General features: G+C 71.6%; 20 protein-coding genes. 17 read left to right on the top strand and 3 right to left on the bottom strand.

Annotated features, from left to right (window positions below; genetic code table 11):
• The first annotated feature begins 12 nt into the window (after window positions 1-12).
• The 4 genes from OG746_RS44615 to OG746_RS44600 all read left to right on the top strand — a co-directional run bounded on the left by OG746_RS44615 (window position 13) and on the right by OG746_RS44600 (window position 4,659).
• Window positions 13-1,116 carry an S-methyl thiohydantoin desulfurase family protein gene (locus OG746_RS44615; protein ID WP_266725241.1) on the top strand — a complete coding sequence of 368 codons (1,104 nt, stop codon included), beginning with the start codon at window positions 13-15 and terminating at the stop codon, window positions 1,114-1,116.
• Window positions 1,117-1,323: 207 nt separating this feature from the next.
• A complete protein-coding gene (locus OG746_RS44610; protein WP_266725239.1) occupies window positions 1,324-2,391 on the top strand; it encodes a DUF917 domain-containing protein in 1,068 nt (355 codons plus the stop codon).
• Entirely contained in the window at window positions 2,388-3,950 is a 1,563-nt protein-coding gene (locus OG746_RS44605) for a PucR family transcriptional regulator (RefSeq protein WP_266725237.1), read from the top strand. The genes OG746_RS44610 and OG746_RS44605 overlap by 4 nt, the downstream gene beginning before the upstream one ends.
• 163 nt (window positions 3,951-4,113) lie before the next feature.
• Window positions 4,114-4,659: a DinB family protein gene (locus OG746_RS44600; protein ID WP_266725235.1), complete on the top strand. Its 546-nt coding sequence runs from the start codon at window positions 4,114-4,116 to the stop codon at window positions 4,657-4,659.
• A gap of 54 nt (window positions 4,660-4,713) precedes the next feature.
• On the opposite strand, the gene OG746_RS44595 is transcribed toward OG746_RS44600, so the two are convergent.
• Window positions 4,714-6,096, bottom strand: coding sequence for an MFS transporter (locus tag OG746_RS44595; RefSeq protein WP_266725233.1), 1,383 nt, complete (start codon window positions 6,094-6,096; stop codon window positions 4,714-4,716).
• 262 nt (window positions 6,097-6,358) lie between these two features.
• Here OG746_RS44595 and OG746_RS44590 point away from each other — a divergent pair, with 262 nt between their 5' ends.
• Genes OG746_RS44590 through OG746_RS44580 form a run of 3 tightly spaced genes read left to right on the top strand, consistent with a single transcriptional unit; the run spans window position 6,359 to window position 10,171 of the window.
• The gene (locus OG746_RS44590) at window positions 6,359-7,648 is read left to right on the top strand and encodes a glucarate dehydratase family protein (protein ID WP_266725231.1); all 1,290 of its coding nucleotides are present in this window, start codon (window positions 6,359-6,361) and stop codon (window positions 7,646-7,648) included.
• A 49-nt stretch (window positions 7,649-7,697) separates the two neighbouring features.
• A complete protein-coding gene (locus OG746_RS44585) occupies window positions 7,698-8,516 on the top strand; it encodes a cyclase family protein (protein ID WP_266725229.1) in 819 nt (272 codons plus the stop codon).
• 2 nt (window positions 8,517-8,518) lie between these two features.
• Entirely contained in the window at window positions 8,519-10,171 is a 1,653-nt protein-coding gene (locus OG746_RS44580) for a thiamine pyrophosphate-binding protein (RefSeq protein WP_266725227.1), read from the top strand.
• 354 nt (window positions 10,172-10,525) lie between these two features.
• Here the strand turns inward: OG746_RS44580 and OG746_RS44575 are convergent, their stop codons facing one another.
• Window positions 10,526-11,419 carry a LysR family transcriptional regulator gene (locus tag OG746_RS44575; RefSeq protein WP_266725226.1) on the bottom strand — a complete coding sequence of 298 codons (894 nt, stop codon included), beginning with the start codon at window positions 11,417-11,419 and terminating at the stop codon, window positions 10,526-10,528.
• A gap of 134 nt (window positions 11,420-11,553) precedes the next feature.
• Here OG746_RS44575 and OG746_RS44570 point away from each other — a divergent pair, with 134 nt between their 5' ends.
• The 8 genes from OG746_RS44570 (at window position 11,554) to OG746_RS44535 (ending at window position 21,086) form a co-directional block, all read left to right on the top strand.
• Entirely contained in the window at window positions 11,554-12,816 is a 1,263-nt protein-coding gene (locus tag OG746_RS44570) for an MFS transporter (protein ID WP_266725225.1), read from the top strand.
• Window positions 12,817-13,030: 214 nt separating this feature from the next.
• Complete coding sequence (locus tag OG746_RS44565; protein ID WP_266725224.1) at window positions 13,031-14,053, top strand: LacI family DNA-binding transcriptional regulator; 1,023 nt, start codon at window positions 13,031-13,033, stop codon at window positions 14,051-14,053.
• A 112-nt stretch (window positions 14,054-14,165) separates the two neighbouring features.
• Window positions 14,166-15,458 (top strand): extracellular solute-binding protein, encoded by a 1,293-nt coding sequence (locus tag OG746_RS44560; RefSeq protein WP_266725223.1) that lies wholly within the window; start codon window positions 14,166-14,168, stop codon window positions 15,456-15,458.
• Window positions 15,455-16,345, top strand: coding sequence for a carbohydrate ABC transporter permease (locus OG746_RS44555; protein ID WP_266725221.1), 891 nt, complete (start codon window positions 15,455-15,457; stop codon window positions 16,343-16,345). Before OG746_RS44560 ends, OG746_RS44555 begins: the two co-directional genes overlap by 4 nt.
• Window position 16,346: 1 nt before the next feature.
• Entirely contained in the window at window positions 16,347-17,201 is an 855-nt protein-coding gene (locus OG746_RS44550) for a carbohydrate ABC transporter permease (protein WP_266725219.1), read from the top strand.
• A gap of 8 nt (window positions 17,202-17,209) precedes the next feature.
• Window positions 17,210-18,295, top strand: coding sequence for a glycoside hydrolase family 130 protein (locus OG746_RS44545; protein ID WP_266725217.1), 1,086 nt, complete (start codon window positions 17,210-17,212; stop codon window positions 18,293-18,295).
• Entirely contained in the window at window positions 18,292-19,512 is a 1,221-nt protein-coding gene (locus OG746_RS44540; protein ID WP_266725215.1) for a Gfo/Idh/MocA family protein, read from the top strand. The genes OG746_RS44545 and OG746_RS44540 overlap by 4 nt, the downstream gene beginning before the upstream one ends.
• On the top strand, window positions 19,509-21,086 hold the full coding sequence (locus OG746_RS44535; protein WP_266725213.1) for a glycoside hydrolase family 13 protein: 1,578 nt from the start codon (window positions 19,509-19,511) through the stop codon (window positions 21,084-21,086). The genes OG746_RS44540 and OG746_RS44535 overlap by 4 nt, the downstream gene beginning before the upstream one ends.
• A gap of 34 nt (window positions 21,087-21,120) precedes the next feature.
• Here OG746_RS44535 and OG746_RS44530 read toward each other — a convergent pair whose 3' ends face one another.
• Entirely contained in the window at window positions 21,121-22,401 is a 1,281-nt protein-coding gene (locus OG746_RS44530; protein WP_266725211.1) for a low temperature requirement protein A, read from the bottom strand.
• A gap of 190 nt (window positions 22,402-22,591) precedes the next feature.
• On the opposite strand from OG746_RS44530, the gene OG746_RS44525 reads away from it, so the two are divergent.
• Window positions 22,592-23,107: a hypothetical protein gene (locus OG746_RS44525; protein ID WP_266725209.1), complete on the top strand. Its 516-nt coding sequence runs from the start codon at window positions 22,592-22,594 to the stop codon at window positions 23,105-23,107.
• Between the two features lie 112 nt (window positions 23,108-23,219).
• Window positions 23,220-23,954 (top strand): dienelactone hydrolase family protein, encoded by a 735-nt coding sequence (locus OG746_RS44520; RefSeq protein ID WP_266725207.1) that lies wholly within the window; start codon window positions 23,220-23,222, stop codon window positions 23,952-23,954.
• Window positions 23,955-23,992 lie beyond the last annotated feature (38 nt).

Genomic DNA, 23,992 nt, shown 5'->3' with positions numbered 1-23,992 from the left:
GAGAACGAGCACATGAGCTGGACCCTGGGCCTCGAGCAGCTGGACGACCTGGCGCGCGGCGCCGCGATCCTCGGCACCGGAGGCGGCGGCGACCCGACCATCGGCCGCCTCCTCGTCCGCGAGGCGATGCGCGAGTACGGCCCGGTGACCGTCCTCGACCCCGACGAGGTCGCCGACGACGCGTTCGTCATCCCGGTCGCGAACATGGGCGCGCCCACCGTGATGGTCGAGAAGCTGCCCGGTGCAGACGAGCCGGTGGCCGCGCTGCGCGCCCTGGAGACGTTCACGGGACGCAAGGCCGACGCGACGATGCCCATCGAGTGCGGCGGCAGCAACTCGCTGATCCCGCTGATCGTCGCGGCCCGCACGGGCCTCCCTGTCGTCGACGCGGACGGCATGGGGCGCGCCTTCCCCGAACTCCAGATGGAGACCTTCCACGTCTACGGGATCCCGGCCTCGCCGCTCGCGATGGCCGGCGAACACGGCGAGACCTGCGTGTTCGACACCGGCAAGGACACCAAGCGCCTGGAGGACCTGGCCCGCCGCGTCACGGTCGGGCTCGGTGGCGGCGCCTCGATAGCCGAGTACTCGATGACCGGGGAGCAGCTCAAGCGCACCGCGGTGCCGCGCACACTGACCCTCGCACTGTCCCTCGGCCGGGCGGTCCGTGAGGCGCGCGAGGCACACCGGGACCCGGTGGAGGCGCTCGGCGAAGCGGTGGGCGGCACGATCTACGGTCACCTGCGGGTGCTGTTCCACGGCAAGGTGACCGATGTGGAGCGCCGCACCGAGGGCGGCTTCGCGCGGGGCCGCGCCACGTTCGCGGCGTTCGAGGGCGACTCGGATCTCGAACTCCGGTTCCAGAACGAGCACTTGGCGGCGCTCCGCGACGGCGAGCCGATCTGCGTGGTCCCCGACCTGGTGTGCGTCCTGGAGGCGGACACGGGCGAACCCATCACCACGGAGGCGCTCCGCTACGGCCAGCGGGTCACGGTGATCGGCATCGCCGCACCGGCCATCATGCGCACCCCGGAGGCCCTGTCCGTCTTCGGCCCCTCCTGCTTCGGCCTCCCGTACGAATTCCGTCCGGTGGAGGAGACACTGGAGCTGTCTTGAGCCTGCGCCCCGGAGCCTGACATCGCGCCCCAGCGGCGGGTGCGCAAATCAAGCCCCTGCGGCGGGTTCGAAACTTCGAGCTTCGGCGGCGGGTGCCCATTTCAAGCCCCTGCGGCGATTGAGCAGCGGGGTCCGGGGCAGAGCCCCGCAACCGTAACCACGGTGCTGCCCGCGCACGCCCAGTGGCCCGCTGCGAGAATCAGGGGCGTGCCCCACACCATCACCGCCGAAGACGTCCCCGCCCTGGTCACAGGCGTGAACGTACTCGGCTGCGGCGGAGGCGGGGACGCGGCAGCCTTCGCGTCGATGCTGCGCCACTCACTGGGCGAGACCGGCACGGTCACCTGGCACGAGGCCGGCGCCCACGACCCCGTCATCGCCCCGGTCGGCGTCGTGGGCGCGGTGAACGTACTGAGCGAGAAGCTCCCGAACGGCCAGGAGTTCCGCGAGGCGATCACCGCGGTGACCCGCTGGACCGGCAGCCCCGCCCCCGACGCCCTGATGGCCGTGGAGGCGGGCGGCCCCAACGCCCTCACCGTGCTGCTGGCCGCACTCGACCTCCGCCTCCCCGTCGTCGACGTCGACCTGATGGGCCGCGCCCTCCCCCGCCTCGACCAGCTCAGCTGGGCGGTGCGCGGCCTCCCGGTCACCCCGTGCGCGCTGGCCGAACCGGGCGGCCAGATCCTGGTCGTGGACCGAACGGACGCGCGCGGCCTGGAACGCACGGTGCGCGGATTCCTCACGGCGGCGGGCGGCTGGGCCGCACTCGCGCTCGCCCCGGTGCGGCTGAGCGCGGTGCGCGACGCCTGCGTCCACGGCTCCCTCACCCGCGCCCTGGCCCTGGGCCGCGCGCACGCCGAGCTTCCGCACCGCCCGGACAGGGACGCCGTGGAGGCCGCGCTCGGCTGCCGAGTACTCGCGGCGGGCCGGATCCGGGAGGTCGCGCGCAGCGGGGGCCCCGGATTCGGGCGCGGCAGTGTCACGGTCACGGACGCCGCCTCCGGCGCGGTCGTCCGCCTGGAGACGGAGAACGAGATCCTGCTCGCCCTGCGCGACGGCGAGCTCGCGGCGACCGTCCCCGACGTCATCTGCCTCCTGGACCGTCGCACGGCGCTCCCCGTGGCCATCGACCGGGTGCGCCCCGGCCAGGAGGTCATCGCGGCGACCCTGCCAGGGCCCGAATTCTGGCGGCGTCCTGACACGGAGCCGTACGTCTCGCCCCGGGCGTTCGGCCTGGACGCGGGGGTCGTCGGATTCGAGGCGGCCACGACATGACCAGCACGGCCCGAAGTGGTTCCTCCGCCGGCATCCCCCTCTCCGCCATGCTCGCCCACCCCACGTGGCACGACGTCACCCTCCTCGCGGGCCCCGAGGACACCCGGAGCATCCAACACCCCGTGGCGGCACAGGACTTGGCACACCCGCTCCCCGAGGAACCCACCGGCAGGCTCCTCGTCCTGCTCGGCGGCGCGGACCGCGGCGACTGGCGGCTCGACGCGCTGCTGCGCCGTGCGCACGGCGCGGGTGTCGCGGCGCTGCTGGTCCCGGGGGTGACGGCGCTCCGCATGTCGTCGACGCTGCTCGCCGAGCGGCTGCGGCTGCCCGTCCTCGGCTCCCCCGACCCGCTGGCCGCGTACCTCGCCCTGGAGCGGATGACCGCCGAACCGGGGCTGCTGCGCGCCGAGTCGACCCTGCGCACCGCGCGGGTGTGTGCCCGCGCGGACGAGACCGTGGACGCGCTCCTCACCGATCTGGGCGCGCTGCTGCACCGCCCGGTCGCCCTGCTCACCGCGGACGCCCGGCACTTGGCGGGCGACCCGGCGACCGTGGCGCCCGCCGAGCAGGACACGGTGGCACGGCAGTTGGCAGGGCCGCCGCTCCCCCGCCCGCTCGACCTCCCCAGCGGCGCCCGCCTCCTCACCCACCCCGTCGGCACCGAACGCGTCCCGCCCCGCCTCGTCGTGCGCCTGCCCGCCCGACTCGCCCCCGAGGCCGACGCGGTGGCGGCCGCCCTGGAGGTGGCGTCGGGCGCCGTACGGGAACGTCTCGCGCTGCGCCGCCTCGACCTGGAACGCAGCGCCCGCCACCGCACCTCCCTGCTCGGCGAGTTGCTGCGCCCGGCGGGCGGCGAGATCCCGGACGCGGTGCGCCGGCACGCGGTCGAGTTCGGCTGGCGCCTGGACGGCTGGCACACGGGCATCCGCATCGGCACCGGACCCGATGTGGACGTGGCGGGCCTGCGCGCCGAGGTCACCGACGCGTTCGCGGCGGAGCGGCTCGGCGCCCAGGTCGTCGAGCAGGGCGACGGCTGGTCCGCCTGGACCAGCACCGACCAGGAGCCGTCGACCCGCGACATCGAGCGGCACGCCGCCGCCGTGCGCCGCGTACAGCGCCGCCTGCCCGAGGTGCTGCACGCGTACGTGGGGGTGGGCCGCGCCCACCCGGGACCCACCGGCATCGCCCGCAGCCTCGGCGAGGCGGCCGACGCCGCACGGCTCGCGCAGGGCCGGGAGGCGAGCGGCCGCTTCTTCCACGTCGACCGCCTCGGCCTCGCCCAGCTCCTCCTCGCCTGGACCCGCACGGACACCTTCCAGCCCGCGGCCCGCTCCCTGCTGGAACCGCTGTCCGGCGAGCCCGGCGACCTGGTGCACACCCTCACCGCGTACCTCGACGCGGAGTCCTCCACGGCCGAGACCGCCGCGGTCCTCGGCGTGCACCGCAACACGGTCGCGGCGCGCATCGCCCGCGTACAGCAGCTTCTGAGCGTGGACCTCGCGGATCCGGACGAGCGCCTGGCCCTGCACCTGGCGTGCCGGACGGCCATGGACGGTTGAATCAAACAGCCATGGATCAAACGGAGATGGATCAAGCCGAGACGATTCAAGCAGAGAAGAATCAAACGGAGCAGGAAGCGAACTAGGACACGATCAGACCTATTTGCTGGCTACTGTGACGGAACCGAACACCAAGCGGGATTCCACGCGAGAGGCTGACACCATGACCACCAGCGAGCCGACCCCCCAGGGCCCCACCGTCACCGGCGAACGCGCCGACATCCTTGAGTCGTTGGCCAAGCAGCGGCACTTCCTGGCCTTCACCACGCGGGATCTGACGGACGACCAGGCCCGGCAGCGGACCACGGCGAGCGAGCTGTGTCTCGGCGGCCTGATCAAGCACGTCACCGGGGTGGAGCGCGGCTGGGTGGGCTTCATCCTCGAAGGCCCGTCCGCCATGCCGGACTTCTCGGCGATGACCGAGGAGGACTTCGCCGCCCGGGCGGACGACTTCCGGCTGCTGCCCGACGAGACGCTGGCCGGCGTGCTGGCCGACTACGAGAAGGCCGCGGCCACGACCGACGAACTGGTGGCGACCGTGCCCGACCTGGACCGCAAGTGGCCGCTGCCGAAGGCCCCTTGGAACGAGCCGGGCGCCCAGTGGTCCGTCCGCCGGGTCCTGATGCACATCGTCGCCGAGACCGCGCAGCACGCGGGCCACGCCGACATCATCCGCGAGTCCCTGGACGGCTCGAAGAGCATGGGCTAGCACCCTGCCGGGCCCCAGCCTCAGGGCGCGCTCGCGTGGGCGCGCCGTGAGGCCTCACGCATCTCCCGCGGCGAGTCGGTCCTTCGGGGCGTTCGCGGGGACCGGGTCGGAGGGGCCGCGGCCGTGGTTGCGGATGAGGGCCACGCCGATGAGGGCGAGGAGGGAGGCCGCGGACAGGGTGTAGAGGCCGCCGTTGGTGCTTCCCGTGGTGTCCTTGAGGTAGCCGAAGAGGGTCGGTGAGACGAAGCCGCCCAGATTGCCCAGCGAGTTGACGAGGGCCAGGCCCGGAGCGGCGATCTTCACGTCCAGGCCGTGCTGGGCCATCGGCCAGAACACACCCGCGGCCACCTTGCCACCGACCGCGGCCAGAGTGATCGCGACCAGCCCGAACCAGGGCGATCCGAGGGTTGCCAGGAAGGTGCCGAGAGCCGACAGGACCAGCGCCGCGGCCAAGTAGGGGCGCCGGTCGGGGAGCCGGTCGGTGAAGTGGTTGGTGGTGTACATCGCGATGACGGCGAAGATCCACGGGATCGCGGAGATGAGCCCGACCTGGAAGGGAGACAGTCCGCCGATCTCTTCGACGAGGCTCGGCAGCCAGAAGGTGATGGCGTAGCCGGTCAGTGCCATGGCGAAGAACACGCACGTCAGCGCGGCGACCTGCCCCTGGAAGAGGAGCTTGATGCCGCTGGTGCCGGGGGCACGGGTGCGCTCCTTCCGGTCGCTCTCGACCGCCGAACTCAGCGCCTCCTTCTCCTCGTCGGACAGCCAGCGGGCGTCACGGATGCGAGAGACGAGGAAGAAGCCGGCGAAGATGCCGAACACGATCGAGAAGCCGCCTTCGAGCGCGAACATCCAGCGCCATCCGGCGATGCCGCCGATGCCGTGCATCTCCAGGAGGGCCCCGGTGATCGGCCCGGTCACGATGTACGCGGTGGCCGAACCGCCCAGGAAGATCGCGCTGGCCTTGCCCCGGTGGGAGTTCGGCAGCCACTGGGTGAAGTACAGCATGACGCCGGGGAAGAATCCCGCCTCGGCGACGCCGAGCAGGAAGCGCAGCCCGTAGAAGGCCCACACGTCGTGGATGAAGCACATCCCGAGGATCACGGCGCCCCACGTGATCATGATCCGGGTGAGCCAGACACGTGCGCCGAGCCGCTCGAGGAGCATGTTGCTGGGCACCTCGAACAGGGCGTAGCCGATGAAGAAGAGGCCGGCGCCCAGGCCGTACGCGGTGGCGCTGACGCCGACGTCCGCACGGAGGTCGTCCTGGACGAAGCCCACGTTCGTCCGGTCCATCTGGTTGATCACCAGCATCAGGACGAGCACGGGCAGCATTCTGGTCAGGAATTTCCTGATCGCACGCTGCTCAGCGGTGCGTTCGGCCGCCGCCGCGGCCCTTTCGGCCCGGGTCTTCCACTTGAACGGTTGCGCGGCCATGCGGGCTCCCAAGTCTGGTGCCTCGTGGGGACGGTGGTTCGCGTTTCTGAATGCTGATCAAGATCGTGGGCACCCTACGGACCGACCGTCACAGCGTCAATGGATCACACAGAACCGGGGATTCACGCACGTGAAAGGCCTTGTCACGCTGCCTGGCAGGCCCACGGGGACCGCTCGGACTGTTCACGGATACGAATCATGTGCTCTTATCTGAATGGCCGTCGCTCCCGCGAACAGACCACCGGACAGAAGGGCCCGAGGCATGAAGTCGTCCACCGCTCACCCGGATACCGCTCCCCCGGACGCCAGCAGCCGCATCCGTGAACTCATCGTCACGCCCATCGCCTTCGCGGACCCTCCCCTACTCAACGCCGACGGGGTGCACGAGCCCCTCGCGCTGCGCTGCGTCCTCCAACTCGTCCTGGAGGACGGCACCGTCGGGTTGGGCGAATCACCCGGCGGCAGCGCGCGGCTCGCCCGCCTGGAGCGGGCCGCGAAGATACTTCCGGGCCGGGACGTCTTCGACACCACGGCCCTGTGCGCCGCCGTCGACGACGCGCTGAGCGCCGACGTACCGAGCGCGCACGAACGCGGCTGGACCACCTCGGCGATCGAGGTGGCCTGCCTCGACGCACAGGGCAAGCTCACCGGCCGCCCGGTCAGCGACCTCCTGGGCGGCGCGGTGCGCGACAGCGTGCCCTTCGCCGGATATCTCTTCTACAAATGGGCCCAGCACCCCGCCCTCGACGGACGCCCGGCGATCGCGGACGAGTGGGGGGAAGCGCTCACTCCGGACGGCATCGTCGCGCAGGCGCGGCGCATGCGGGAGCTGTACGGCTTCGAGTCCTTCAAGCTCAAGGGCGGCGTCTTCACGCCCGACGAGGAGATCGCCGCCGTCGAGGCGCTGCGCGACGCCTTCCCGGACGCGCCGCTGCGCCTTGACCCGAACACGGCCTGGACCGTGGAGACTTCGGCATATGTGGCCCGGCGCCTCGCCGGCACCCTCGAGTACCTGGAGGATCCGACCAGGACCATCGCGGGCATGGCCGAGCTGGCCCGCAGGTCCCCCATGCCGCTGGCGACCAACATGTGTGTGATCGCCTGGGAGCATCTGCGCCCGGCGGTGCGGGAGAACGCCGTCCAGGTCCTGCTCACCGACCACCACTACTGGGGCGGACTGCGCCGCACCCGTGAACTCGCCGCCGTTTGCGAGGCGTTCGGGCTCGGCCTTTCCATGCACTCCAATTCCCACCTCGGTATCAGCCTCGCCGCGATGACCCACGTCGCCGCTTCACTGCCTCGCCTGGACCACTCCTGCGACACCCATTACCCGTGGAACGCCGACAGCGACATCGTGGAGCCGGGCGCGCTGAAGCTGGAGAACGGGGCGGTTCGCGTGCCCACAGGGCCCGGTCTCGGTGTCACCCTCGACCGTGACGCACTGGAACGGATGCACCGCGTCTATCTGGAGTCCGGCATCCGGGATCGCGACGACAGCGGCTACATGCGCCGTGTCCAACCGGACTTCCGGCCGGGGCTGCCCCGTTGGTGACCACCCCCGGCCATTGGCTCGGGCGGCGGAAGCGTCGATGATGATGACCATGACTTCAGCACCGAACACACCCGGCGTGGGGAACGCGTCGACACGCGATCTGGCGGCCGCGCTCGCCACCGGCTCCGTCCGCGTCGTCGACCTCACGGCGCCCCTCTCCTCCGGGACGCCGATCCTTCCGCTGCCCGAACCTATGCACCCGATACCCCACTTCGAGCTGGAGCGGCTCAACGACTGGGACGATCCCGGTGAGATCTCCTTCCAGAACCACATCCACACCGGCGAGCACGTGGGCACCCACTTCGACGCCCCGGTGCACTGGTCGTCCGGGCGCCACCTGGAGGACGTGGGCAGTGTGCCGGCGGCGCGGCTCGTGGGGCCCGCCGCTGTCGTGGACAAGTCGGCCGAGTGCGCCAAGGACCCCGACTATCTGCTCGGCCTCGACGAGTTGAAGGCGTGGGAACGTGAGCACGGCACGCTGCCCGAGGGCGGCTGGCTGGTGTACCGGACCGGCTGGGACACCCGCTCCGACGACCAGGCCGCGTTCCTCAACGCCGACGACAACGGCCCGCACACCCCGGGCCTCACCCCGGAGTGCGCCCGCTACCTGGCCGAGGAGACCGGCATCGTGGGGATCGGCGTGGAGACCGTGGGCACGGACGCGGGTCAGGCGTTCCGCTTCGAACCGCCCTTCCCCGTCCACCACTTCATGCTCGGCAACGGGAAGTACGGCGTGACGCAGCTGCGGGGCGTCGGGGAGCTTCCGCCGGTCGGCGCGGTGCTCGTGGTCGCGCCGCTGCGCATCGTCGGCGGCTCCGGCAGCCCCGCGCGCGTCCTGGCGCTGACGCCCGCCTCGGAAGGCAAGTGAGCATGCTCGTACGGGAAGCCATCGGCCGCGAACTCCACCGGCTCGGTGTGCGCACCGCGTTCGGCGTGGTGGGCAGCGGCAACTTTCATGTGACGGGCGCGCTCGTGGCCGCGGGCGCGCGCTTCGTCGCAGCGCGGCACGAGGGTGGCGCGGCGGTCATGGCGGACGCGCACGCCCGCACCAGCGGCGAGGTCACCGTCCTCTCCGTGCACCAGGGCTGCGGCTACACCAACTCCCTTACTGGTGTGGCCGAGGCCGCGAAGAGCCGTACTCCGCTGCTGGTCGTGGCGGCGGAGGCGACCGAGCGGACTTCGAACTTCTACGTCGATCAGCCGGCCATCGCCGAGGGCGTCGGGGCGGTGTCGGCGCGGGTCCGCTCCGCGCGCACGGCGCTGGACGACGTCACCCGCGCGTTCCGGCTGTGCGCCGAGGAGCGCCGCACGGTGGTCCTCAACGTCCCCATCGACGTACAGGACGAGGCGCTGCCCGAGGACGCGGTGGCTCCGCGGCGCCGCCCGGCCCCCGGTCTGCCGCGCCCGGCCGCCTCCGACGCCGAGGACTTCGCGGAGCTGCTGCGCCGCGCCGAACGCCCGGTGTTCGTGGCCGGTCGCGGCGCCCGTTCCGGCGAGGCCGGCGAGGCGATCGCGGCGCTCGCCTCGCGGACGGGAGCGCTGCTCGCCACGTCGGCGGTGGCGCGCGGGCTGTTCAACGGGCGGCAGGGCGAGGAGTGGTGTCTGGACGTGGCCGGCGGCTTCTCCACACCGCTGGCCGCCGAACTCATCTCGGGCGCCGACCTGATCGTGGGCTGGGGCTGCGCCCTGAACATGTGGACCATGCGGCACGGGCGCCTCATCTCGGACACGGCCAAGGTCGTCCAGGTGGACGTCGACCGCGACGCCCTCGGCCGCACCCGCGACATCGACCTGGGCCTGTGGGGCGGTGTCACGGAGACGGCGCGCGAGGTCGCCGCGCTCCTGGCGGACGATCCCGCGGCGAGCCGATACCGCACGCCGGACGTCGCCAAGCGGCTTGCCGCCGAGGGCCGTTGGCCCCAGGTCCCGTTCGAGGACGGCACGGGTGACGGCCGCATCGACCCTCGGGCGCTCACACTCACGCTCAACGACATGCTCCCGGCCGAGCGCACGGTCGCCGTCGACTCGGGCAACTTCATGGGCTACCCGAGCATGTACCTCGACGTGCCCGACCAGTACGGGCTGTGCTTCACGCAGGCGTTCCAGTCGATCGGCCTCGGCCTGTCGACGGCGATCGGCGCGGCGCTCGCCCGGCCCGAGCGGCTCCCGGTGGCGGCCTGCGGCGACGGCGGATTCCTGATGGGCGTCTCGGAGTTGGAGACAGCCGTGCGCCTCGGCCTGCCGCTCCTGGTGGTGGTCTACAACGACGCCATGTACGGGGCCGAGGTCCACCACTTCGGCCACCCCACCGAGGCGGCGGACCTGTCCACGGTCACGTTTCCCGACACCGACATCGCGGCGCTCGCCCGCGGCCACGGCTGCGCGGCCCTGACGGTGACGGCGCCGGAGGACCTGTCGCCGCTCGCCGAGTGGCTCGCCGCCCCGGACCGGCCGATGGTGATCGACGCCAAGACGACGCGGGACGAGGGCTCTTGGTGGCTGCAGGAGGCGTTCGGCCACTGACCATTCACCCGGCCTCACAAGTCGGCCACTGACGTCCGCCCGGCCGCCCGGGAAGGCAGCAGCGACCCCCGCCGGAAATCGCTTCCGAACATCGGCGGGGGCCACCCACGAGAAAGCACGGCTCCCCTTCACGCGCTTCCTCGCCTGTTCCGTCCAGTGACGCCGCGGGACCGCGGGAGGAAGCCCCAGCAGGCGCGTCTCGGACGGAGGACCACAGTCGCGTTGTCGGCGATGCGACTGTGGCGTCTTCAGCCAAGCTGCCCAGGGTCCAGGGGCGTTGAAGAGGGTAACCCTCTTCGGCGCATCCAAACGTATGGCACATGCCAGAGGCGCCTCAAGCCCTCGTTCGCGCCGTCATGCGATGGTGTCGGCCGAATTCCGCAGCAGGTCCGTGAGCGCGCGGGCAGCCGCGCTCGGCGGGCGGTCCGCCGGGGTCGCGAGATAGAGCGACCAGCCGAGGTCCGCGTCCGTCACCGGCAGGACGGCCAGGCCGTGCGCGGTGTCGGCGAGGAAGCGCGGCACCAGGGCGACGCCCAGGCCCGCCCTGACGTAATCGGCGCTGGTCGCGAGGTCCGTGATCTCGATGGTGACGTGGCGCGGGACGCCCGCCGTGGCGAAGGCGCGGTCGGCGACGGAGCGGTTCCCGTAGCCGACGGGACAGTCGATGAAACGCAGCCCGGCCAGCTCGCGGATCGCCACGCTTTCGCGCCCGGCGAGCGGGTGGTCGGCCGGCACCACGAGGTCGAGGGTCGAGCCGGCCAGCGGCGTCAGCTCGACCTCCGCAGGACTTGCCCCCGGCAGGGACACGAGGGCAAGGTCGAGACGGCGTTCCGCAAGTGCCGTGAGATGCCCCTGGGACCCGGTCGGCGCGACGGTGATCTGCACCTGGATCCCCGGATGACGACGGTGGAACTCGCCCAGCAGACCCGGCAGGTCGATGAGCCGGATCGATGTGAGGGTGCCCAGGCGCAGGGTGCCGCGCAGCGCGCCCCGCACCTCGGCCACGGCGTCCGCGGCGTCGCGCGCGGCCTCCAGGACGATCCGGGCACGTGGCAGCAGCGCCCGCCCTTCGTCGGTCAGCAGCACCCGTTTGGAGTTGCGGTCCAGCAGCCGCGCGTCCAGTTCCCGCTCCAGCGTTTTGACTGCGGCAGAGACCGCGGACTGCACGATGTGCAGACGGGCCGCCGCGCGCGTGAAGTTCTGCTCCTCCGCCACGGCGACGAAGTACTCGAGATGACGTAGTTCCACTCGTCGACTATCGCAGCAACCATCTGTCCTCGCGATCGTCACCAGCGCGAAGATTCGTTGGACGTGATGGCTGTGCGCGCGGAGAGTGGACCGTACCCGCCCGCACCTCCTCCAGCCGAACGGACTCCTGCCGCATGGCCACGCCGACGCGCGTCCGCACCCCGTCCCACTCCCCCACCGCCCGGCCCACCGCACGCCCCGCCACCGGTTCGCGCCGGCACGGCATCGGCTTCTGGATCGTGGCGCTCGCCTTCCTCACGTCGATGGCGTTCTCGACGGTGCCCACCCCGCTGTATCCGCTGTACGAGGAGCGGGACGGCTTCTCGACCTTCATGGTCACCGTCGTCTTCGCGGTGTACGCGGTGGGTGTCGTCGTCAGCCTGCTGCTGGCCGGGCACGTGTCGGACTGGGTGGGGCGCAAGAAGATCCTGCTGCCGGCGCTCGGCCTCGAGTTCGTCGCCGCCCTGCTGTTCCTGTCGAGTCCGGAGCTTCCGGTGCTGCTCGTCGCCCGGTTCGTGAGCGGTCTCGGCATCGGCATGCTCAGTGCGACGGCCACCGCCCACCTGGCCGAACTGCACGGCGCGCACCGTCCCGCCGCATCGCCGGGGCGGTTCGAGACGGTGTCGACGGCCGCCAACATCGGCGGACTCGGCCTCGGCCCGCTGGTCTCGGGATTCCTCGCGCAGTACGTGACGGCTCCGCTGCGGCTGCCGTATCTCGTGTTCGCCGTCCTCCTCGCCGTCGTGGCGGTGGCCCTGTCCCGCACTCCGGAGACCGTGCGCGAGCTGCCGGTCAGGCCGCGCTACCGGCCGCAGCGGGTGAGCGCCGACCATGGCGACCGGGCCGGGTATGTGGCCGCGGCGGCGGGCGCGTTCGCGTCCTTCGCGGTGTTCGGCCTGTTCTCGTCGATCGCCGCCGGGTTCGTCGCACACGCTCTGCACCACCCGTCGCACCTCCTGGCCGGGGCGATCTCGTTCCTGGTGTTCGGGGGCGCGGCCCTCGCCCAGATCCTCACCAACCGCCTCGCGCCGCGGGCGAAGTCGACGCTGGGGCTGCTCGCGGAGGGCGCGGGCTTCGTCACGCTCGTCGTCGGGATGCACACCGCCGACCTCGCCACGTTCCTGGTGGGTGGTGCGGTCGCGGGCGTCGGGGCGGGGCTGCTGTTCAAGGCGGCGGTCGGGACCGTGGTCGCGATGGCGGCTCCCGAGCGGCGCGGCGAGGCGCTCGCGGGCCTGTTCCTCGTCGCCTACTTGGGACTGAGCGGCCCGGCCGTCGCCCTCGGTGTCGCCACGCTCTCGCTCACGGCGACCTCGGCGATGACCTGGTTCGCCGTGGCCCTCTTCGCCCTCCTGGCGACGGTCGCCGTGCTCAACCGCCGCTCGCACGGCGGTCGTTGACCGTCGCACGCACGACAGACCTTGACCGTCGCTCGAACGGCAGGCGTTGCGCGACGCCACGACACCACCGGCGCCACCCACCGCGCAGCGACGCAGATCACATCGGCCAACCTCTTGACGCCTCCACGTTCAAACCGGTTTAGTCAACGCCGTTCGGCCGTTCAAACCGGTTTGAACGTCCATCCGGAGGCCGCCCTCAAGGAGTTGCGCACGCATGGCCCGCAAGCCCACCATCGCGGACGTCGCACGCCACGCCGGGGTCTCCCGCGCCACCGTCTCCTTCGCCCTCAACGACCGCCCCGGCATCGCGGAGGACACCAAGGCCCGCGTGCTCGCGGCGGCCGCCGACCTCGGGTGGACGCCGAGCCGCCAGGCCCGCGCCCTCTCGCTCGGCAAGGCAGGGGCGTTCGGCCTCGTCCTGACCCGCGAACCGGAACAGATCGGGGCAGATCTCTTCTTTCCGGCATTCATCGCGGGCGTCGAGGCCGTCATCGGGCAGCGCGGCGACGGCCTGATGGTGCACGTGACCACGCCGGAGAAGGAGCAGGGCGTGTACGAGCGCCTCGCGGCCGAGCGCCAGGTCGACGGCGTACTGCTCACGGACCTCCGGCACGACGACCCGCGCCCTCCGCTGATGCGCCGGCTCGGCCTGCCCGCCGTGGTGGTGGGCCAGCCCGAGTGGGGCGGCGGCCTGCCCACGGTCAGCCTGGACGACGAGCCCGCCTACTCCGCCGCGGTCCGCCGCCTCGCCGACCTCGGCCACCGGCGCATCGCGCACGTCGAGGGGCCCCACGAGTTCCGGCACGCACACCGGCGCCGCCTCGCCTGGGAGCAGGCGCTGCGCGACCTGGGCCTGCCCGAGGGCCCGGTACTGCCCGGCGGGTTCAGCGCCGAGGGCGGTGCCCGGGCCACCCGTGAGCTGCTCGCGCTCGACACCCCGCCGACCGCGATCGTCTACGGCAACGACCTGGCCGCGATGGCCGGGCTCTCGGTCGCCCAGGAGCTGGGTGTCCCGGTCCCCGAGCGGCTCTCGGTCGTCGGCTACGACGACGCGCCCCTGACCCGCTACAGCTATCCGCCGCTCTCCTCCGCCCGTGCGGACGCCCGCGGTTGGGGCGAGGCCGCGGCCCGCGCCCTGGACGCGGTGCTCGCCGGGGACGAGGGCGCGGCGCACGTGGCGCTGCCGCCCGCCGAGTTCATTCCCCGTGCGTCGATCGGTCCCGCCCCGCGCGACTGAGTCCGCACGACAGAGCGACAAAGCGATGGAGCAACAGGCTTCGGCCGCGCCGTGCGCGGACCGGGAATTGCGCACGGCGACGAGGCCGCGCGTGAACAGTTCGGAGATCATCATGCTGAGGAGAACGGCGTCCTCGCTGCTCGTGCTCGCGCTCGCGGGAGCGGCGACAGCCTGCGGCCGGGCCGCCCCCGACGCGAACGTCGCCGCCGACGCGCGCGGACCGATCACGGTCTGGCTGTCCAACAACGCCCAAGAGGTGCAGTGGGGCAAGCAGATGGTGGCCGCGTGGAACAAGCGCCATCCCGATCAGCACGTCACCGCCCAGCAGATCCCTGCGGGCAAGACGTCCGAGGAGGCCATCAGCGCCTCGATCATCGCGGGCACGTCGGCCTGCCTGGCCTTCAACACCTCGCCCGCGGCGGTGCCGACCTTCCAGAAGCAGAACGGGCTCGTCCCGCTGGACGACTTCCCCGGCGGCACGTCGTACGTCACCGGGCGCAGCGGCGGCCTCGCCGACCAGTACAAGTCGCCGGACGGCAAGTTCTACCAGCTGCCCTGGAAGAGCAACCCGGTGATGATCCTCTACAACAAGAAGCTGTTCAAGGAGGCCGGCCTCGATCCGGAGCACCCGAAGCTCGCCACGTACAAGGAGTTCCTGAAGACCTCCCGCACGCTGGTGCACAGCGGCGCCGCGAAAGCGGCGATCTGGCCCTCGCCGTCCAGTGACTTCTTCCAGCCCTGGTACGACTTCTATCCCGCGTTCGCCGCGCAGAGCGGCGGAAAGCAGCTGATCGAGGACGGCAAACCGCAGTTCGACTCCGCGGCCGGGCGCCAAGTGGCGTCCTTCTGGCGGGAGTTGTACGCGGAGAAGCTGGCGCCGCAGGAGGCGTATCCGGGCGACGCCCTCAACGACGGGAAGGCCGCGATGGCCACCGTCGGGCCGTGGGCCGTCTCCGCGTACAAGAACGCCGTGGACATCGGTGTCGCGCCGGTCCCCACCTCCGACGGCAGCAGCGGCAAGCACTCGTTCAGCGACGAGAAGTCGGTGGCGATGTTCAGCGCGTGCAAGAACCGGGGCACGGCCTGGGACCTGCTGAAGTTCGCGACGTCGAGCGCGCAGGACGGCAGGTTCCTGGAGACGACCGGCCAGATGCCGATGCGCGAGGACCTGACGAAGCGCTACGCCGACTACTTCGCCGAGCACCCCACGTACAAGGCCTTCGCCGACCAGGCGGAGCGCGTCGTCGAGGTGCCGAACGTGCCGGGTTCGGTCGACATCTGGCAGGCCTTCCGCGACGAGTGGACGAAGTCGGTCGTCTTCGGCCGCGAATCCACAAGCGCGGGTCTGCGCAACGCCTCGTCCGAGATCACCGACCTGCTGAACGAGTACGGAGACGCGTCATGAGCGTGAACATCGAGAAGGGCTCCCAGCGATCCCGGATCGGCACCCTGTTCGTCTCCCCGTACGTGCTGTTCCTGCTCGTCGTCTTCGCGATCCCGCTGGTCTACACGGTGTGGATGTCCTTCCACCGCTTCTACTTCACGGCTCCCGGCACGGACGTGGACGCGCCGTGGGTGGGCCTGTCCAACTACAAGGACGTGTTCACCGACCCGGTGGTCGGCCAGGCGTTCCTCAACATCCTGATCTTCCTGGTCATCAACGTGCCGCTGACCGTGGGCCTCTCGCTGGTCCTGGCCGCCGCGCTGAACGCGAAGATGCGAGGGCGGGCGTTCTTCCGCGCCGCGTTCTACCTCCCGTACGTGACCGCGAGCGTCGCGCTCGTCGCGGTGTGGCAGTTCCTCTTCGGCCAGGACGGCTTCGTCAACCATCTGCTCGGCTCGCACGCACCGGACCCGTCGTGGCTGGTCAACACGCATCTCGCGATGCCGATGATCGCCGTCTTCGTGACCTGGAAGCAGCTCGGCTTCTTCGTGATGCTGTACCTGGCCGCACTTCAGAACGTCGGCAAGGAACTGTACGAGGCGTCCGCGATGGACGGCGCCGGCAAGGTGCGGCAGTTCTTCTCGGTGACCGTGCCGGGCGTGCGTCCCGCGACGACGCTGGTCGTCATCTACGCGATCATCACCGGCGCCAACATGTTCAGCGAGCCCTACCTGCTGACCGGGGGCGGCGGCCCGGACCACGCGTCCACGTCGCCGGTGCTGCTCATGTACCAGAAGGGCATCGAGCAGGGGCACCCCGATGTCGCGGCCGCGCTCGGCGTCGTCCTCATCGCCTTCGTCATGGTCGTCTCGCTCGCCGCCCGCAAGCTCACCGAGAGGGGCAACTGACATGAGTGCCACCACTCCCGCGCCCGGCCGCCGCGTCGGCGGGAAGGCCCTGCGCTACGTGCTGCTGTCGCTCGGCGCGGTCGTCTTCCTGTTCCCCTTCTACTACATGGTCGTCGGCTCGCTGCGGAAGGTCACGGCCGGCGATCTGTCGGCGGCCGTCCCCTCCGGCCTGACCGGCGCCAACTACGCGGCGATCAACAGCACGATCTCGCTGGGCCGTTCGCTGCTCAACTCCGGGATCATGACGATCGGCGTCCTCATCTGCACGCTGGTCTTCGGTGTGCTCGCCGGATACGCGCTCGCCGTGCTGAAGTTCCGCGGCAAGGGCGCGGTGTTCGGGGCGCTGCTCCTCGTGCAGATGGTCCCGTTCCAGCTCCTGACGCTGCCGCTGTACGTCCTCGTGGTCCGCGACTACGGGCTCGGCGACAACTACTTCGGCATGATCCTGCCGTTCGCGATCAACTCCACGGCCGTCTTCCTGTTCCGGCAGTTCTTCTCGCAGATGCCGCAGTCCCTCTTCGAAGCGGCGCGCATCGACGGCGCGAGCGAGCTGCGGATCCTGTGGAAGATCGCGCTGCCGATGGCCAAGCCGGCCATCCTGACCGTGCTGCTCCTGACGTTCATCGGGCCGTGGAACGAGTTCCTGTGGCCGTTCCTCGTCACCAAGAACGCCGACATGCAGCCCCTCGCGGTCTCCCTCGCGAGCTTCCTGTCAAATCTTCAGGGCACGGTCGCCAACCCGGCCGGCGCCCTGCTGGCCGGCGCGTGTGTGCTGGCTCTCCCCGCGGTGGTCCTGTTCCTCGTGTTCCAGCGCCACTTCACCTCCACCGACATCGACTCCGCTACCAAGGGCTGAATCCGCACATGAGCAATCCCACCGACGACACTGCCACCACGATCCCCTACCGCATGGTCCGCAAGGGCGTGGTCATGTCGCCCCTCGCCGGTGAGGCGAACGAGGTCGAGGGCGTCCTCAACCCTGCCGCAGGACGCACCCCCGACGGCACACTGCACCTCCTCCCCCGCCTCGTCTCCGAAGGCAACGTCTCCCGCGTCGGCCTCGCCGAGGTCACCTTCGACGAGCAGGGCGTGCCGAACGGTGTCGAGCGCCGCGGCGTCGTCCTCGCCCCCGACGAGGGCTGGGAGCGCGGCAAGAACAACGCGGGCGTCGAGGACCCCCGCATCACCTGGGTCCCCTCGCTCGGCAAGCACGTCATGTCGTACGTCGCCTACGGCCCGCTCGGCCCGAAGCCCGCGCTCGCCGTCTCCGAGAACCTCACCGACTGGACGCGCCTCGGCCCGATCCAGTTCGCGTACCAGACCGACCTCGACACCGACCTCAACCTCTTCCCGAACAAGGACGTCGTCCACTTCCCGGAGCCGGTCCCGGCCCCCGACGGCGAGCTGTCGTACGCGATGCTGCACCGCCCGATGTGGGACCTCGGCTGGTTCCGCGAGGGCGAGGGCGTGCACCTGCCCGCCGGTGTCACCGACGAGCGGCCCGGCATCTGGATCTCGTACGTGCCGGTCAAGGAGGTCGAGGCCGACATCCGCGCCCTCGTCCGCCCGCGACAGCACACGCTCGTCGCGCTCTCCGAGTACGAGTGGGAGTCCCTGAAGATCGGCGGCGGCCCGGCCCCGATCCGCGTGCCCGAAGGCTGGCTGCTCATCCACCACGGCGTCTCCGGCACCATCGAGGACCCCTGGGCGCAGAACCAGAAGGTGTCGTACGCGGCCGGCGCGATGATCCTCGACCCGGCCGACCCGTCGAAGATCCTCGCCCGCTCCGACCAGCCGCTGATGGCCCCCGAGACCGAGGAAGAGATGTCCGGCACCGTCCCGAACGTCGTCTTCCCGACGGCGATCGAGGAGATCGACGGCGAGCTGTACGTCTTCTACGGCATGGCCGACGCGCACATCGGCGTGGCCCTCCTGGAGCGCACCGCATGACACCCCCTCCCCTGGGTGTCGGCCTGGTCGGCTGCGGCGGCTTCGCCGAGTTCGTCCTGGACGCCGTCGCCGGACTGCCGGGCCTGCGCCTGGTGGCGGTCGCCGACCCGTCGCGCGAGCGGGCTTCACGGCTCGCCGCGCGGCACGGTGTCCCTGCACTCGACTCGCTCGACGAACTGCTCGAACGGGACGACGTGGCGGCGGTGTTGATCGCCACGCCGCCCGCCACCCATGCCGCGATGGCCACCCAGGCGCTGCGTGCGGGACGCCATGTCTTCTGCGAGAAGCCGCTCGCCACCACGACGGAGGACGCGGCATCCGTCGCCGACGAGGCGCGCCGCGCAGGGCGTGTCCTGGTCGTGGACCATGTGCTGCGCTACAACCCGCTGCTGCGGGCGGTCCAGCGGCTGACGGAGCGGAAGCTGCTCGCGCCCGTCCGCCGGTTCCTGTTCGAGAACGACGCCGCCGACGAGGACCTGGGCCCCGACCACTGGTTCTGGGACCCGGCGCACTCCGGTGGCATCTTCGTCGAGCACGGCGTGCACTTCTTCGACGCGGCGCGGGCGCTGCTCGGCACGGACCCGGTGAGCGTGCGAGCGACGGCGGTGGCGCGGCCGGACGGGCCGGTCGACATGGTGAGCGCGGATGTCGTGCACCCCGGCGGCGTCCTCGCCTCCCACCTGCACTCCTTCACCCACGCCCACCGCGCCGAGCGTCAACTCATGCGCTTGGACCACGGGTTCGAGGAGACGCGGATCACCGGCTGGATCCCCGCCTACGCGGAGATCTCGGCGTGGACCGACGAGGCGGGCGCCCGCCGCTGGGAGCAACTGCCGCTCCAGCTCGGCCCGTTGCTGACGGTCGAGGGGTTCCGGCCGCACGGCGACGAACAGCTCACCGTCCACGTCGAACGCGACGCGGGACCGGCCACTCCCGCCCGTGGACGCGGTGAGCGGCGCACCGCGCCGCACCACGTCCACGCGGTCATCGACCTCGGTGGCGAGGCCCGCAAGCCGTATGTGTACGCGCAGAGCGTGCGCGCCGCGATGGCCGACCTCGTACGGGCGGTGCGCGAAGGCACACCGCCGGCGGCGGACGCCCGCAGCGGCTTCGGCGCGGTGGCGGTCGCCGAGGCGGCCACGGTCGCCGCCGCGACGGGCCGCGAACAGTCGGTCCTCCCCTCGTTCCCATGGGCTTCGGAAGGTGTCGTCGCATGAGCTGGTGGCAGGACATGGTCTGCTACGAGGTGTATCCGCGGGCCTTCGCCGACTCCGACGGCGACGGCGTCGGGGACCTTCGCGGGCTGACCCAGCGCCTCGAACACATCAAGGACCTGGGCGCCGACGCGGTGTGGTGCACGCCGTTCTATCCGTCGCCGCTGGCCGACGGCGGCTACGACATCGCCGACTACACGGGCGTGGCCCCGGACCTGGGGACGACGGCCGACGTCGACGAACTCACCGCCCGCGCCCACGCCTTGGACCTGAAGTTCATCGTCGACCTCGTCCCGAACCACACCTCCGACCGGCACCCCTGGTTCCTGGAGGCGCTGGCCGCCGGGCCCGGTTCGGCGGAGCGGGAGAGGTATCTGTTCCGGCCGGGCCGGGGCACGGACGGTGAACTGCCGCCCAACGACTGGCAGTCGGCGTTCGGCGGACCCGCCTGGACGCGGGTCGCGGACGGCGAGTGGTACTGCCACCTGCACGCGGCCGAGCAACCGGATCTCAACTGGCGCAATCCGAAGGTGCGCGACGCCTTCGCCGACGTGCTGCGGCACTGGCTCGACCGGGGCGTGGACGGGTTCCGGGTGGACGTGGCGCACGCCCTGTTCAAGGCGGAGGGCCTGCCCGACGCGGGCCCGGGGCAGCACACCGACCCGCTGCGCAACCACCTCATGCCCTATTACGACCAGGAGGAACTGCACCCGCTCTACCGCGAGTGGCGGACCCTCCTCGACACGCACCCCGCGCCGCCGGGTGCGGTGGCGCCCGAGGACCGGGTGATGGTCGCGGAGTCGGCGGTCTTCGACCCCGCCCGGCTCGGGCGCTACATCCGCCCCGACGAGATGCACCAGGCCTTCAACTTCGCCTTCCTGGAGGCCGCTTGGGACGCGGCGGAGCTGCGCGAGGTGATCGACGGTTCGTTCGCGGTGCCCGGTTCCGCGGTGACCTGGCTGCTCTCCAGCCATGACGCGCCGCGACCCGTCACCCGGCACGGCTCCCTGGCGCGCGCCCGTGCGGCCGCGCTGTTGATGCTGGCGCTGCCCGGGTCCGCGTACCTCTACCAGGGCGAGGAGCTGGGTCTTCCGCAGGCGTTCGTGCCCGACGCCCGCATCCTCGACCCGCTGTGGGAACGTTCCGGGCACACCGAGCGGGGCCGTGACGGCGCGCGCGTCCCGCTGCCCTGGTACGGCACTGCGGCGCCGTACGGCTTCAGCACCGCGGCGCCCAAGGCGACCTGGCTGCCCCAGCCCGACGACTGGGCGCCGCTCACGGTGGCCGCGCAGCAGGCGGACCCGGGCTCGACGCTCGCCCTGTACCGGCGGGCGCTTCGGCTGCGCCGCACCCACCCGGCACCGGATCCCGCGGCGCCCCCGCAGTGGCTCTCCGCGCCCGGCGCGTCCCATCTCGCGTTCCGCCGCGGGAACTTGGTGTGCGTGGTGAACCTGGGCGAACACCCGCTCCCTCTCTCTACGCTCGGCCTCACCGGCGCTCCGCTCCTCACCAGCGGGCCCCTCACGGCGGGCGCGCTGCCGAAGGACACGGCCGTGTGGCTGGTGTCACCGGCCTGAGCGTGGACGGCGACGGCGTGATGGGGCGGCGGGCTCAGCCGGCCGTGGCGGGCTCGGCCGCGCCCCGTCGCGCCCGCCACACCACCGGCCACCCGACCGCGACCACCGCGAGCACGACCGCCTGCCCGGTTCCGAGGCCCTCGGACACCGACGGCCCCTGGCCCACGGTCAGCAGACCGGCCACCACGAGGGCCGGCAGCACGGCTCCCGCCGTCCACCGCCACCCTCGACCGGAGACCGCCGCGCACACCGCCGCGGTGAGCAGGATCAGCGCGACGACGGCGCCGAGCAGCATCCGCGCGGGCCCCGGCAGGGCGCCGTCCGCGTCGGCCACCGCCCTGCCGAGCACGGCCGCGAGCGCCGCCACGGCCCCCGCGAACAGGCAGTGCAGCGGCAGCACCAGGTGCACGGGGAGCGCCTCCGGGACCAGCAGCGGCAGCCCGTGCGCGCCACCGAGCAGCGCCAGCACCCACACGAGGACGAGGATGGCGAAGGCGCCGACTGCGACGATTCGCACCGAGCCGTTCCACTCCGCCTCCCCGGCGGCGTCGACGGACTGGACGAGTCCTTCGCCGAGGACGATCAGCACGAACAGTCCGAGGCGCTCGGAGAGATGCGTGACGTCCGCGGTCACCAGTTCGGGTTTCGTCAGGGCGCGGCGGCCGCGCTCGCCGATGTCGTGGGCGGGGTGCCCGGCACCACTCCTGCGCTCCTCCTGTTCAAGGCGCCGTTGCACACGTTGCTTGGCCGTGTCCCAGCGTTCGTCGACCGCATCCTGCATCGCGTCGCGCGAGACCCTCACCATGACGAACACGTCGATGGCAAGCCCCAGCGCCCACAGCCAGAGCCGCGCGTCCCCGCCCACCCACAGCGACACGATCCACGGCACGAGCCCGCCGCTGAGCTGGAGGATCGGCAGATCGACGATCACCCGTCCCGGCCGGTTCGCCGCGCGGGAGGCGATGACGCGCACCACCACGTAGGCGAGGGCGAACGCGAACGCCTTCTCGTCCGACTCCCGCACCCCCGGCACGGCCGCGGCCATCACGGCCATCCCGAACATGGCGACGATGACGACGAGCGTGCGCGCCCGGTCCTGGGCCACGTTCCCGTACATCGTGAACATCACCCAAGTGAGCCAGAACGCCAGGAACAGCAGGCCGTACTCGCCCAGCGCCGCCCAGGTCGGCCCGGTGTGCAGCAGATGGGACAGCTGCCCCACCCCCGCGACGACGATCAGATCGAAGAACAGTTCCAGCCAAGAGGCGTGGCGTTCGGGGACGGGTTCGTCCACTGCGTCGAGAGAATCCGGCATAGCGGAATTATCTACACAATGGGCGCTCTTGACGTGGATCCCCGCGCGCAGCAACCTCACACGCGTTCCGGCATGTGCCAACTGCGAAGTCCGCCCCCGACACGGCAGTCATGGCCAAACCTTCACGGAGTGAGGCCAAAGGATTGATGAATCCGCTGACCAGACAGGGCAGTTGACGTATGGTCACCCAATGGACGGAGCGCAGTGGTTGGCCTCCTGTCACCGAAAGCCGAGCGAGGCATATGCCGCATGGGAGCAGTCGCCGTTTCTGGCGAAGCTCCCGGCGGGCCGCGACTGGGACGCATTACGCGTGCAGCAGCCGCTCGGTCTGACGGTGCTGTGGGAGCTGGGCGAGGAGGCGGACGCCGTGCCGGTGCTCGAGGAGCACGCCAAGCCGCGCCCGGTGTTCTACATCCTCACGCGCCCCGACCCGACGGGCGCCTCGGTGGCCTGGCCGGAGACGGAGGACGTGCGGTTGCTCACCGCGGGTGAGGACCTGTGCATGCCGTCCCCGGACGCCGACGGCATCACGGGCGTGCGCCACCACTCGTTCCTGTGGCGCACCCCGCCGGACGGCAGCGGCAAGCTGGTCGACCCCGAGCTCCTGCGCACCGCCCTCAAGTCGGCCCTCGATCCCGCCCGGCAGGCCGAGCGGATAAGGGCGGCCCGCGCCGTCTTCTGGGCGAGCAAGCGGCACAGCCACTGAGCCCCACCGCCTCTGGCCACCCGCGCGAAGGGCCGTCGCGGCAGACAACTGTACTGTGCACGGGTATCGGTTGTTCCAGGAAGGATGATCCGCCATCGTCACCAGCAAGACAGTGCAGATACCCACCGCGGACGGCCGGGCCGACGCCTTCGTCGCCTTCCCCGACGACGGCGCGCGGCACCCGGGCGTACTGCTCTACATGGACGCCTTCGGCGTGCGGCCCGTGATCGAGGAGCTGGCCCGCGAGCTGGCCGGGCACGGCTACTACGTGCTCGTGCCCAACGTCTACTACCGGCGCGGGGCCTCGCCCGTCGTCGAGATTCCCGAGCACATCAGTGAGGAGAACCGGCCGGAGGTCATCGGCCGGCTGACGCCGCTGCTCCAGGAGCACACCGCCGAGCGCGCCCTGAGCGACGCCGAGGCCTTCGTCGACTACCTCTGCGCCCAGCCCGAGGTCGCCGAGGGCCCGATCGGCACGACCGGCTACTGCATGGGCGCCGCCCTGGCGCTGCGCACCGCGGCGGCCCGTCCCGACCGGGTGGGCGCCGTCGCCGGATTCCACCCCGGCATGCTCGTCACCGACGCCCCCGACAGTCCGCACCTCGCTGTCGGCAAGGTCACCGCCCGTGTGCACCTGGGGCTCGCCGAGGGCGATCTGAAGCCCGAGGCCGTCGCCGAGCTCAACAGCTCCTTCGAGGCCGCCGGGGTCGAGCACTCCATCGAGCTCTACCCCGGCAGCGTCCACGGCTTCACGATGGCCGACACCTCCGCCTTCTCCGCGGAGGCGCTGAAGCGCCACTGGGACCGGCTGCTGCCGCTCCTCGACGGCGCCCTGCGGACCGGCTGAGAGCTACGCGCCACATGGGGCGCGGCGTCCGCTTCGTG

Origin of the sequence: Streptomyces sp. NBC_01016 (genome assembly GCF_026341035.1) — a bacterium.
Classification (GTDB): Bacteria; Actinomycetota; Actinomycetes; order Streptomycetales; family Streptomycetaceae; genus Streptomyces.
This window is presented reverse-complemented; position numbering and strand designations above follow the sequence as displayed.

Bases quoted from the DNA above. Each gene is read 5' to 3' on its own strand.
- OG746_RS44615 (WP_266725241.1), top strand. From the start codon at position 13: ATGAGCTGGACCCTGGGCCTCGAGCAGCTGGACGACCTGGCGCGCGGC.
- OG746_RS44605 (WP_266725237.1), top strand. From the start codon at position 2,388: ATGACCAGCACGGCCCGAAGTGGTTCCTCCGCCGGCATCCCCCTCTCC.
- OG746_RS44600 (WP_266725235.1), top strand. From the start codon at position 4,114: ATGACCACCAGCGAGCCGACCCCCCAGGGCCCCACCGTCACCGGCGAA.
- OG746_RS44595 (WP_266725233.1), bottom strand. From the start codon at position 6,096: ATGGCCGCGCAACCGTTCAAGTGGAAGACCCGGGCCGAAAGGGCCGCG.
- OG746_RS44590 (WP_266725231.1), top strand. From the start codon at position 6,359: ATGAAGTCGTCCACCGCTCACCCGGATACCGCTCCCCCGGACGCCAGC.
- OG746_RS44585 (WP_266725229.1), top strand. From the start codon at position 7,698: ATGACTTCAGCACCGAACACACCCGGCGTGGGGAACGCGTCGACACGC.
- OG746_RS44580 (WP_266725227.1), top strand. From the start codon at position 8,519: ATGCTCGTACGGGAAGCCATCGGCCGCGAACTCCACCGGCTCGGTGTG.
- OG746_RS44570 (WP_266725225.1), top strand. From the start codon at position 11,554: ATGGCCACGCCGACGCGCGTCCGCACCCCGTCCCACTCCCCCACCGCC.
- OG746_RS44565 (WP_266725224.1), top strand. From the start codon at position 13,031: ATGGCCCGCAAGCCCACCATCGCGGACGTCGCACGCCACGCCGGGGTC.
- OG746_RS44560 (WP_266725223.1), top strand. From the start codon at position 14,166: ATGCTGAGGAGAACGGCGTCCTCGCTGCTCGTGCTCGCGCTCGCGGGA.
- OG746_RS44555 (WP_266725221.1), top strand. From the start codon at position 15,455: ATGAGCGTGAACATCGAGAAGGGCTCCCAGCGATCCCGGATCGGCACC.
- OG746_RS44550 (WP_266725219.1), top strand. From the start codon at position 16,347: ATGAGTGCCACCACTCCCGCGCCCGGCCGCCGCGTCGGCGGGAAGGCC.
- OG746_RS44545 (WP_266725217.1), top strand. From the start codon at position 17,210: ATGAGCAATCCCACCGACGACACTGCCACCACGATCCCCTACCGCATG.
- OG746_RS44540 (WP_266725215.1), top strand. From the start codon at position 18,292: ATGACACCCCCTCCCCTGGGTGTCGGCCTGGTCGGCTGCGGCGGCTTC.
- OG746_RS44535 (WP_266725213.1), top strand. From the start codon at position 19,509: ATGAGCTGGTGGCAGGACATGGTCTGCTACGAGGTGTATCCGCGGGCC.
- OG746_RS44530 (WP_266725211.1), bottom strand. From the start codon at position 22,401: ATGCCGGATTCTCTCGACGCAGTGGACGAACCCGTCCCCGAACGCCAC.
- OG746_RS44525 (WP_266725209.1), top strand. From the start codon at position 22,592: ATGGACGGAGCGCAGTGGTTGGCCTCCTGTCACCGAAAGCCGAGCGAG.